Below are 10,827 nucleotides of genomic sequence, written 5' to 3' on the forward strand. Positions count from 1 at the left end.
TTTTACACTCCCACCTTTATATGTTGTTTTTGACGAGTCACTAAACGAAAACCAGTAAATCGAAAAACAGGATCTGGGTGCTTCCCGTGTCTTCTTGCGACTCTGCATAAATCTCCGCCTCTTGCGAAAGAGCCGCCTTTTAAAATGTAGTAATCACTTCCGAGTGTTTCCGTTAAATCATCGACGACCTCGATGCCGCCTTCATATACGTGATATCTGGTGTTGACCCATTCCTCGACGTTGCCCCCCATATCATAAAGACCAAATAAAGATCGGCCCTTTTCGTAATGACGGACAGGCGTCGTTTTTTCAATATTTGATTCGTGCGTATTGCAGTAAGAAGGATCAAACTCATCTCCCCACGGGTATTGATTTCTCGTGTTTCCCCGGGCAGCATACTCCCATTCTTCTTCAGTAGGAATCGAAACATCAATCCCAAGTTTCCCGCTCAGCCACTGACAGAACGAGAAAGCATCCTCAATGTCCATGCCCCAAGCTGGATGATCTTTTCCCCCGCCAAGCTCTTCGTTCGTTAAACTCTCTGGGTATGTCTGGCCTGTTTCATCACAATAGCTTTGATACAATTCATTGCTGACGACCGTATCTGAGATAAAAAATTCGTTAATATACGGCTGATAGGATGGAAATTCTTTGTACAGCCATTTTTGAAACTTTTTCTCACGGCCGTAGGTTGGATTGAGCAGCTTGTCCTTCCAGAATTCTGCTGCCTTTTTCATATCTTCTTCATTACTTCCAATCGTTGCATAGCCGCTTGGGATTTGAATCCAATTGATATCAGGTTTCACGCTTTTCTCCCGCCTTCTTTCAATAAACTCGTCTATTGATTAATTAATTTCTTCTCATCGACCATATGCCCTGAGGCTGCTTTTGCCTTTAAATAGGCTTCATTGTAGAGAGAGGCTTCGACCGTATGATCAAACCGCAAAACAGGAAGACCATAAGCTGCAATTGAATCGACTTTATCTGGATTGTTCGTTAGTAAATGCAATGGTTTCCCTTTGTTTAAATAGTGCAAAACAGCTGCTGCTTCCTCGTAATGCCGATCATCATCCCCGCAGCCGATCAGGCGGTTGGCTTCAAAAGTATCCAGCTGCATCTCCTGTAGTTTATACGTCAACGCTTTTGCCATCAGCCCAATAGACCGACCTTCTTGATTGGCCATATACACAAGCATGCCTTTTCCGTAATCGGTGATTTTCTTCAGCGATAATGCAAGCTGTGGACCACAATCACATTTCAGTGATCCAAACACATCCCCTGTTTGGCAGACACTATGGATTCGCACAAGCGGCGGCCGTTCATTTTCAAAGTCGCCAAATAAGAGACAAGAGGAAAAGGTTTGCTGCGCGGTACTCATTTGGACAATAGATTCGATTGTTGGTTTTGTATCCCGTTCAACAGGCGCGAAGGCATACCACTTAAATGGCACTTCTTCATGTTGAATGGAAATTGGCAAATTCACAGGCCCCACGAGCAAATAGTGTTTATCTTGAAAGGTAAAATGATGAATCATTGATTGTAATTCATCTACAAACTTGTTCATTTGTCTCCCCCCTATTCATCACTGCACCCAAATCGACTCCCATAGCGCAGTGATGGAGTGATGAATATGTGTACGCACTCCCTCAGCCTGTGTGTTCCCGCAGAAGGAAATGGATGTGCAGTGTCTCTCATCGTTTTAGACCTTGTCCTTTTCCAGTACAAAGGAGCAGAAATCTTGGTTCATATGCTTTATTTTCTGTCAGAGCAGCAAACGCCCTTGATTGGCAGCCGCTCTTTCTTCCCATGAACACCTCTGCTAGCTTTGAATGACTCACCTTTGTACTAGATTTTGACGGCAATGACATGATGCTGGCTTATTCCGGCCTTCGCTTGTAACGGTGATATGGATACAAGCTCAAGACCTGATGTACAAATTTTTTCGCCAAGCTGAGAATCTGAAAATGAAAAATGGAAACGGCCATCTTCTCCGATTAATCCTGTTTTCCACTGTTCTCCCCAGACAACAAGTGAAAAGACACCGCCTTCATGAAGTAAAGAAGAGACCTGTTTTAAATAACGTTCATGATCATCAGGATGTTGATGATGAAAGCAGCCATGATCTAAAATTAAATCAAACTGCATCCCGCGTCCCTGATCCATGGACCATGACATAAAATCTTGATGAACAAAATGGACAGGAACTGTTTCTCTTTTCTGTAACCCTTCCCACTCCTCATGCTCATACAGGTCGATACCGACATATGCGGAAAGCCCGCTTAAATGTTCTAGTGCACGGCCGTTGCCGCACCCGATATCCAGCACAGAAGCAAGTGCATTCTTTTCCCTTGAACGCCATGCCTTTAATGACATCACTGCTGCGTCTGTTAAGGATGGATCAGTAGACCACATATCTGTTCTTTGCTCGTAATGCTCTTGGAATGCCATGCGCATCTTTTCTAAATACAATCCACTGTCTTCATGGTACAAAGCCTTTTTCATCATGAAACCTCCTTCAATTCACAATCTTCTTTTCAGGCAAAGGTGGTTTTCAAGCCAAAAACCTTATGTTAAAATGAAAGATGGATTTTTTAGGAAAATCTGTTTTTCTGAAAAAGGAGAGAAGCACCCCACATGTTCACTCTTCTTTTTCAGCATTCATCCTCATATGCAGCCGTTCGAAGGCCGCATCGCCTCAGCTTGTTCTCTCTTTTTTTCATATGAGTTCACCTCCTTCACCGTTCGATCAACTCACATTTCTTATTGAAACCGCTTTCTCTTTTTTATAAGGACTTAACGTCTTTTGGACAATCTCTTACACTGTGCTTTTAGTAGAAAAATGAATCTACTGTTTAGAATGGCGATCATTTTTTCTTCAAGTAAACGACGATTTGCTCTGTTCTAGTAGACATTTTTGCATCTAAGAGGCGCTTACGCTTTGGTTCTTGCCACCTCCTTTCACTAGATTATGCTTCGAATAAACCCACCGGAAATTTAACAACTAATTCCATAATGACTGGATTAAGCCAAATATATTGTTTTTAGTTTATTTTGTCAACAAATTATTTCCTAAACATTAAAATGAATTTTCTAATTGAAAATACAGGTAATTTTCGTGGTTTTTTGACCTTAAAACACTTATTTCTACACAAAAATACAACTTAAACCTATAGAACTAAGAAATTTATCTACTAAATTACACAAGTTTTTTATTTAATTTTAAATCAAAATAGAAAGATACAATAATTATTTCCCGAATGGATTTTTGTGATATTTCGACTATTTTTTTCTGATTCTTCATGATTTTCATTGGTATAACGGCATTTTCAATTAGAGAGTTTACTATTTATTCCATACTTCTGTATTTACTTATTATCGTAAAAAAGATATATGTCTCTCTTTCAGACATGAAAGCATGAAAAAAAGCCCCTTACAAAAGTAAGAGGCTTTTTCGATTGGCGTTTATGCCCAGTTTTTCACTTTTTCATGATCTGTGACAAAGAGAAGGACTTTCCCTTCGTCTAAATGTTCTTCAAATGTCTCAGCTTCTTCTTTTGAGAAACCAATTTCATGAATTTTATTGCGGAGCTCATCGCCCTTTTTACTAAAGATGTTCCCAACCGCATGTTTGAGTCCGACTTCTCTTGAGCCAATCGTATTGGCATCTGCATTATTTGCAATACGCTCTGTTCGATCATCGTCATGGGACAGAACATAAATGTCCTCTCTTGCAACACCGAGTGCCTTTAATTGCTCTACATCTTTTTGAAGTGTTTCATCATTTGAATACTCTCTTACAACAGGTTTCATTTTATATTCCTCCTTTAACGTCTTACGATTCTTTTACCCGTCACTTTTGACATTAAACCTTCCACGAGCACATCCAATTTGCTTGAAGGACGTACCATGTCTATCGACTTATTTTTGACAAAAATCCTGTAAAAATGACTAAATTTTCTGAATTATTATGTTCAATCCTGTTGATTTGTTGTACAATTCTTATACTGGAGGCTAGAAATGAGGGAGAGCTGATGTATTACTTTTCAGCGGAGCAGCAGTTTAATGCTTGGGTTGTCAGTGATTTGGTGAAACAGCTTTTTCAAAAGTGGAATCCTGAAGAAGCAAATACAAAGCCGCTTACGTTGTTTGCCGAACAGCACTTTCGCATCTCCATTGATTATCTCTTTTCCATCATTATTAACATTGGAGATATCGAGTCAATTGAACAAGATCCACAAGACATGTTGTCCTCATATTTAAATATCCTTTTTCCTTTTGTGACGCGCGATATGATGAAAGCCTCCATGCAAAATGCAAACGAATATTTGTTAAAAGAACGTGATGCGGATGTGTATCAGCTGTTTGGCTGTCTCCCGCCGCTCCTCTCTGTATCTTTTCAGAAAAAGTAGTCCCCTTCGATGAGATGGCGGCTGCTTTTTTGTGTGTGTTTTGAAAAGACCGTATGTTTTGAACGAAAAGAAGCATCATGTTAATGTAAATCTAGGCTGTAAGTGAAAGGGAGGATTTGACATGAGTCAACAAAAGCAAATTCAATTAGCTAAACGTCCAAAAGGATTACCTACAAAAGATGTTTTTCATTTTGAAACAGTCGATATACCTGTGCCGCAAGATGGAGAGGTCTTGATTCAAACGAAATATGTTTCTGTAGATCCTTATATGAGAGGGCGAATGCAGGATACAAAATCCTATACACCTCCGTTCAAGCTAAATGAAGTGATTCAGGGCGGTGTTGTCGGAGAAGTCGTTGAGTCGAAATCGCCTCAATTTGAAAAGGGTGATTTTGTCCTTGGATTCCTTGGATGGCAAGAATACTCCACTGCCAAAGCTGAATCTCTGACTAAAATTGATCCGTCCATTGCGCCATTGTCCTATTATTTAGGCATTTTGGGCATGCCAGGGCAAACCGCTTACTTCGGCCTGCTTGCGATTGGCCAGCCAAAAGAAGGCGAGACGGTTGTCATCTCTGGAGCAGCAGGAGCTGTTGGTTCTGTTGTGGGACAAATCGCTAAGATCAAAGGCGCACACGTCGTGGGAATTGCCGGATCTGATGATAAACTCGCTTATTTAAAAGAATTGGGCTTTGATGAAACGATTAATTATAAAACAACAAATGATTTAGATGATGCCATTGCAAAAGCCTGCCCTAACGGCGTTGATGTGTACTTTGACAATGTAGGCGGCGAGATTTCAGATGCGGTGATGAATCATTTAAACCGTTTTGCGCGCATTCCAGTGTGCGGCGCCATTTCTTCTTATAACATTAGCGCAAGTGAAGACATCGGACCACGTGTGCAAACAAAACTCATCAAAACAAGCGCATTGATGCAAGGCTTCATCGTTGCCAACTACTCAGATCGTTTTGGAGAGGCAGCGAAGGATCTCGCACAATGGGTAAAAGAAGACAAACTCACATATAAAGAAACAATCATAGAAGGCTTTGACAACATTCCCGATGCATTCCTTGGACTATTCAAAGGAGAAAATGTCGGAAAACAGCTTGTCAAAATTTCATAACAAAAAAGGACCCTGCCATTTGGCGGGGTCTTCAGATTGTTGACAAAGGGCTAAAATGATTTTATTTTAGCCCTTTGTCTTCTTTTCAGCGTGATAGAAAACCTTTGAAGTCTAGGTAGGGCGAGCACCGGAACGGAGCGAATTTGACATTCGTGAGTACCGGCGCAGAGACCTGACACCGAATGCGAGGGTTTGTCTGCGCGCTGAAAGGACCCTCCATGTGGAAGGGTCCTTTTCTTATGCCTGCTTGGGCGCAAGGTGCAGCTGGCCTTGCTTATACACAATTTCTTCAAGCGAAAGATTCAGCTTTTTCGCCATTTTTTTCAGCATTGATTGCTCTTGAGGTGTGACAAGACTGATGACTGCGCCTTCTTTTCCTGCGCGTCCGGTTCTGCCTGAACGGTGGATGTAGCCCTCTTCATTTGGCATATCTGCATGAATCACATATGGCAGATCATCAATATCGATTCCTCTTGCTGCAATATCTGTTGCAAGAAGGAGCGGGAATTCACGCTGTTCAAATGATTTCAAGATCACAGCACGTTCAGCTTTTTTTGCTTCACTATGAAGGACACCAAGGTCGACATGATGGTACGCTAATTTCTCTGCATAAATGCTTAAGTTCGTAATGTCACGTACAAAAACGAGCGCCTGCATGTCCTCAAGCCGTGATAGCTTTTGCAGCAGTTTCACTTTGTCACGCTGATCACATAACAGATAATAGTGACCCACTTTCTGCGCTTCTTCCTCGCTTCTAGCAATTTTCAATACTTCTGGTTCAGATGTCATTTCTTTGATCAGCTGAACGGTTTCTTCTTTCAACGTTGCAGAAAAACAAAGGATTTGTCTTTCTTTTAATGTGGACTTAATGATCCCTTGGATCGTTTTCATATGCTCTGGCACAAGAAGCTGATCTGCTTCGTCTAATACAATCGTTTTGACTTCATGCATTTTCAGTTTCTTGATTTTGATTAATTCTTGTACTCGGCCCGGTGTCGCCACAACGATGTTCGGATGTTTCTTTAGTTTTTCTTGCTGCTTCTTGATGTTCGCTCCACCAATCAAGGAAACCGCTTTGATGTCTGATCCTTGTTTGAACTCTTGCACGACATCAAAGATTTGCATCACAAGCTCTCTTGAAGGTGCCAAGATTAAGACTTGCGGATGCTTGATATTGACATCAATTTTATTTAAAAGCGGCAGAACATACGCAAGTGTCTTCCCCGTCCCAGTTGGCGATTCTGCGATCACATCACGCTTCTCCGTAATCCACTCTGCTGTTTTTTCTTGTATAGCTGTTGGTTTTTCGAAGCCAGCCGCTTGAAAGTTTTCCTGAATAAATGGCTTTGCTTCTTTCAAAAATGCCCAATTTTCCGTCATGTCGATCTCCTTTATCCTCATTCAATCTATCCTTTAGTATCTCAAAATCAGCTTTGAAACGCAATTTTTCTTTTGATGCTTTTATCGAGCCGAACAGTTCGATATAATCATGAGAGGCACTAGCCGTTTTGAATCTATTTGAGGTGTAAAAAATGATATTATCTGTTAAAGATTTAAGTCATGGCTTTGGCGACAGAGCCATTTTCCACGAAGTGTCCTTCCGTTTATTAAAAGGCGAGCATGTCGGCTTAATCGGCGCCAACGGTGAAGGAAAGTCAACGTTTATGAATATTATTACTGGCAAGCTGGAGCCAGATGCCGGAAAAGTCGAATGGGCGAAAAATGTCCGTGTCGGCTATCTTGATCAGCATACCGTGCTAGAAAAGGGAAGAACGATCCGTGAAGTTCTTCAGGATGCATTCCATTATTTATTCTCCATGGAAGCCGCAATGAATGACATTTATGGCAAAATGGGTGAAGCCGATCCTGATGAGCTGGAAAAGCTGTTAGAGGAAGTTGGTGTCATTCAGGACGCACTGACAAACAATGATTTCTATATCATTGATTCTAAGGTCGAGGAGATTGCAAGAGGTCTTGGCTTAACGGATCTCGGACTGGACCGTGATGTGACGGAGCTCAGCGGCGGTCAGCGTACGAAGGTCCTGCTAGCGAAATTGCTGTTAGAGAAGCCAGAAATTCTCCTTCTCGATGAGCCGACCAACTATTTGGATGAGCAGCATATTGAGTGGCTGAAGCGTTATTTACAGGAATATGAAAATGCGTTTATCCTCATTTCACATGATATTCCGTTTTTAAACAGTGTTATTAACTTGATTTATCATGTTGAAAATCAAGAGCTCACGCGCTATGTTGGTGATTACGACCAATTTAAACAAGTGTACGAAGTCAAAAAGCAGCAGCTCGAAGCAGCCTATAAAAGACAGCAGCAGGAAGTGGCTGAACTAAAGGATTTTGTCGCAAGAAACAAAGCACGGGTCAGCACGAGAAATATGGCGATGTCCCGCCAAAAGAAACTGGATAAGATGGATATGATTGAACTCGCAGCAGAGAAGCCAAAACCAGAATTCCATTTTAAACCGGCACGTACGTCTGGGAAACTGATATTTGAAACGAAAGATTTGGTCATCGGTTATGATGAACCGCTCTCTCGCCCATTGAATTTGAAAATGGAACGCGGGCAAAAAATTGCGTTGTACGGTGCTAACGGTATCGGAAAAACGACGCTGCTCCGAAGTCTTCTTGGGGAAATCACACCTATTTCTGGTGAGGTGGAACGTGGAGAATTCTTGCATATTGGCTACTTTGAGCAAGAAGTAAAAGAGCAAAACAGCAATACTTGTATTGAAGAAGTATGGAGCACCTTCCCTTCTTACACGCAATATGAAGTCAGAGCCGCTCTTGCAAAATGCGGATTAACGACAAAACATATTGAAAGCCGTGTGTCTGTATTAAGCGGAGGAGAAAAAGCAAAGGTCCGTCTTTGCAAGCTGATCAACGAAGAAACCAACTTACTTGTTCTCGATGAGCCGACAAACCATTTAGATGTCGATGCAAAAGAAGAACTAAAACGCGCCTTAAAAGAATATAAAGGCAGCGTCTTATTGATTTCTCACGAACCTGAATTTTATCAAGATGTGGCAACCGAAACTTGGAATTGCGAATCTTGGACGACAAAAGTATTATAACGACAAAAATGCCTTATATCTTTTGCAGATATAAGGCTTTTTTTAATTAATGACCTGCTTGGATATTCACCAAATGCTTACGTCCAAGGAGCAGAATAATCATGCCTAGAAGAACAACAGCAGCCCCGACATAATAAGGTGTACTTGCTGTATAGGATTCAGCGAGCACTCCGGCAATCCAAGGAGCAATCGCGCCCCCAATAAACCGTACAGCACTGTAAGAGGATGAAGCAATTGAACGTTCAACCGGTGCTGAACCCATCACAGCTGTCGTGAGCACCGTATTGATCATACCGAGAATTCCCCCAGCAATGACAATTCCGCAGATCACGACCACAACATGAGACGTCCATATTCCAATGCCCAATAAAATCACAGCAAACGAAGCAAACAGAACCACCAGCGAGGTCAATGTCCCAAGTTTGCGATGAATGACCGGCGCGGAGAAGACGGAGGTCACAGCCAAAAATAGCCCCCAACCAAAAAAGACATAACCAAGTCCATGCTCATCAAGATGGAGCACAAATGGCGAATACGCTAAAAGCACAAAGAAACCGAAATTGTATAAGAAAGCGGCAGATGCCATCGTTAAAAGTCCTTTATATTTTAACGCTCCGACAGCCTCGAATAATTTCACTTTTTTCTGCGGCTTTTGCATAGGTGGAAGCATAAAGGTAATCGCTAAAAGAGCAATGAGCATTAACACGGCAACGCCAAAGAAAGGCCCGCGCCAAGAAATTGTTCCAAGCTCACCGCCAAGCAGCGGTCCAACCGATATCCCAAGACCTAATGCTGCCTCGTATAAAATAATGGCCTTCGCACTTCCTCCAACAGATACACCGACAATGACAGAGAGTGCAGTTGAAATAAATAAAGCATTCCCAATGCCCCATCCGCCTCTAAAGCCAATCAATTCATTAATCGTTGAAGAAGTACCTCCTAAAGCAGAAAAAACAATAATAAAAATGAGTCCCACTAATAATGTCCATTTCGCACCAATCCGGCTAGAAATAAAGCCGGTGAAAAACATCACAAAGCCGGTCACAAGTAAGTAGCTTGTAAATAAAAGAGACACCTGACTTGGAGATGCATGTAATTGCGATGCAATGGCTGGCAGAATCGGGTCCACGAGTCCTATTCCCATAAACGAAATCACACATGCAAAGGCAACAGCCCAAACGGCTTTTGGCTGCCTAAGCAGACTTGTACGCTGTTTCAACACTTCTTCTTCCTTCATTCCATCAGAACCTTTCCTTCAAATGTTGACAAAATAAAATAAACACGCAGAGGTGTTTAATCAGATTGTTGACAAAGGGCTAAAATGATGTTTATTTTAGCCCTTTGTCTTCTTTTCAGCGTGATAGAAAACCTTTGCAGTCTAGGAAGAACGAGCACTGGCGCGGAGCGAATTTGACATTCGTGAGCACCAGCGCGCAGGACTGACAAAGAATGCGAGGGTTTGTCTACACGCTGAAATAAACACGCAGAGGTGTTTATTTTTGTAATTGCTCAATTGCATGAGCCGCTCTTTCTTTCATCGCTTCAAGATCCTTTTTAAAAGATTGAATGGTTTCAAGCTTTTTTGAAATCAATTGATGCTGCACAGTCAGCTGCGCCTCAATATCTAACAGCTTCTCTAATCGTTCCTTCGGATCAAGCGACAGCAAGTAGCCTTCTTTATTCAGCTCTAGCTGCTTTCCAATTTCCATAAACGATTGAAGCTCCTGTAAAGAAAAGCCGAGTACTTCTTTTGCCTGCATCACTTTCTCTAGCTCTTCCATGTCGTCCTCTGAGTAAAGTCTGACTCCGCCCTCTGTCCGCTTTGGTGCTGATAATAAACCAATCTCTTCATAGAAACGAATCGTCCGTTTTGTCAGTCCGCTTCTTTTCGCCACTTGATCAATTTTCATCCATTCCATCACCAGTGCCTCCTGCTCATCAATTCATGTTTTATTATACACCTTTATAACCTTAACGTAAACGTTAAAGTTTTAACCAAATCGAGTGTCGTAATGAGGAATCCATCCACCAGCATGATGCGTATGCCAAATGCTCCTATGAAAAAAAACCTGTAGATTGGGGACTGACCCCCGTTTTTGAGACAGGGATCAAAACACCTTTATAAAACAGCCAGTTGCCGAAACTCTTTTGGTGACTGGCTGTTTAATTTCAATTGAATTCGGATATTGTTATAATAATCAATATA

General features: G+C 41.7%; 11 protein-coding genes. 3 read left to right on the plus strand and 8 right to left on the minus strand.

Features of this window, described 5'->3' with window-relative positions:
- Positions 1 to 2: 2 nt before the first annotated feature.
- The 4 genes from BAE31_RS00600 to BAE31_RS00625 all read right to left on the minus strand — a co-directional run bounded on the left by BAE31_RS00600 (position 3) and on the right by BAE31_RS00625 (position 3,810).
- A complete protein-coding gene (locus BAE31_RS00600) occupies positions 3 to 806 on the minus strand; it encodes a formylglycine-generating enzyme family protein (RefSeq protein ID WP_041108594.1) in 804 nt (267 codons plus the stop codon).
- A gap of 32 nt (positions 807 to 838) precedes the next feature.
- Positions 839 to 1,564 (minus strand): GTP cyclohydrolase II, encoded by a 726-nt coding sequence (locus tag BAE31_RS00605; protein WP_024424596.1) that lies wholly within the window; start codon positions 1,562 to 1,564, stop codon positions 839 to 841.
- 281 nt (positions 1,565 to 1,845) lie between these two features.
- Positions 1,846 to 2,502 carry a class I SAM-dependent methyltransferase gene (locus BAE31_RS00615; RefSeq protein ID WP_024424594.1) on the minus strand — a complete coding sequence of 219 codons (657 nt, stop codon included), beginning with the start codon at positions 2,500 to 2,502 and terminating at the stop codon, positions 1,846 to 1,848.
- A 960-nt stretch (positions 2,503 to 3,462) separates the two neighbouring features.
- Positions 3,463 to 3,810 carry a YflT domain-containing protein gene (locus BAE31_RS00625; protein WP_034282732.1) on the minus strand — a complete coding sequence of 116 codons (348 nt, stop codon included), beginning with the start codon at positions 3,808 to 3,810 and terminating at the stop codon, positions 3,463 to 3,465.
- Positions 3,811 to 4,031: 221 nt separating this feature from the next.
- Between BAE31_RS00625 and BAE31_RS00630 the strand changes: the two genes are divergently transcribed.
- Both BAE31_RS00630 and BAE31_RS00635 read left to right on the plus strand, forming a co-directional pair.
- Positions 4,032 to 4,409, plus strand: a complete 378-nt coding sequence (locus BAE31_RS00630) for a YfmB family protein (protein WP_041108602.1) — start codon at positions 4,032 to 4,034, stop codon at positions 4,407 to 4,409.
- 121 nt (positions 4,410 to 4,530) lie between these two features.
- Entirely contained in the window at positions 4,531 to 5,535 is a 1,005-nt protein-coding gene (locus BAE31_RS00635) for an NADP-dependent oxidoreductase (protein ID WP_041108604.1), read from the plus strand.
- Between the two features lie 237 nt (positions 5,536 to 5,772).
- On the opposite strand, the gene BAE31_RS00645 is transcribed toward BAE31_RS00635, so the two are convergent.
- Entirely contained in the window at positions 5,773 to 6,915 is a 1,143-nt protein-coding gene (locus BAE31_RS00645; RefSeq protein ID WP_024426644.1) for a DEAD/DEAH box helicase, read from the minus strand.
- 152 nt (positions 6,916 to 7,067) lie between these two features.
- On the opposite strand from BAE31_RS00645, the gene BAE31_RS00650 reads away from it, so the two are divergent.
- Positions 7,068 to 8,621: an ABC-F family ATP-binding cassette domain-containing protein gene (locus BAE31_RS00650; protein WP_024426645.1), complete on the plus strand. Its 1,554-nt coding sequence runs from the start codon at positions 7,068 to 7,070 to the stop codon at positions 8,619 to 8,621.
- Positions 8,622 to 8,667: 46 nt separating this feature from the next.
- On the opposite strand, the gene BAE31_RS00655 is transcribed toward BAE31_RS00650, so the two are convergent.
- The 3 genes from BAE31_RS00655 to BAE31_RS19420 all read right to left on the minus strand — a co-directional run bounded on the left by BAE31_RS00655 (position 8,668) and on the right by BAE31_RS19420 (position 10,824).
- Complete coding sequence (locus BAE31_RS00655; RefSeq protein WP_041108608.1) at positions 8,668 to 9,858, minus strand: MFS transporter; 1,191 nt, start codon at positions 9,856 to 9,858, stop codon at positions 8,668 to 8,670.
- 256 nt (positions 9,859 to 10,114) lie between these two features.
- Entirely contained in the window at positions 10,115 to 10,540 is a 426-nt protein-coding gene (locus tag BAE31_RS00660) for a MerR family transcriptional regulator (RefSeq protein ID WP_024424586.1), read from the minus strand.
- A 200-nt stretch (positions 10,541 to 10,740) separates the two neighbouring features.
- Positions 10,741 to 10,824 (minus strand): IS3 family transposase, encoded by an 84-nt coding sequence (locus BAE31_RS19420; RefSeq protein ID WP_434702602.1) that lies wholly within the window; start codon positions 10,822 to 10,824, stop codon positions 10,741 to 10,743.
- Positions 10,825 to 10,827 lie beyond the last annotated feature (3 nt).

Origin of the sequence: Bacillus sp. I-2, assembly GCF_001974945.1 — a bacterium.
In the GTDB taxonomy this organism is placed as follows: Bacteria; Bacillota; Bacilli; order Bacillales; family Bacillaceae; genus Bacillus; species Bacillus safensis.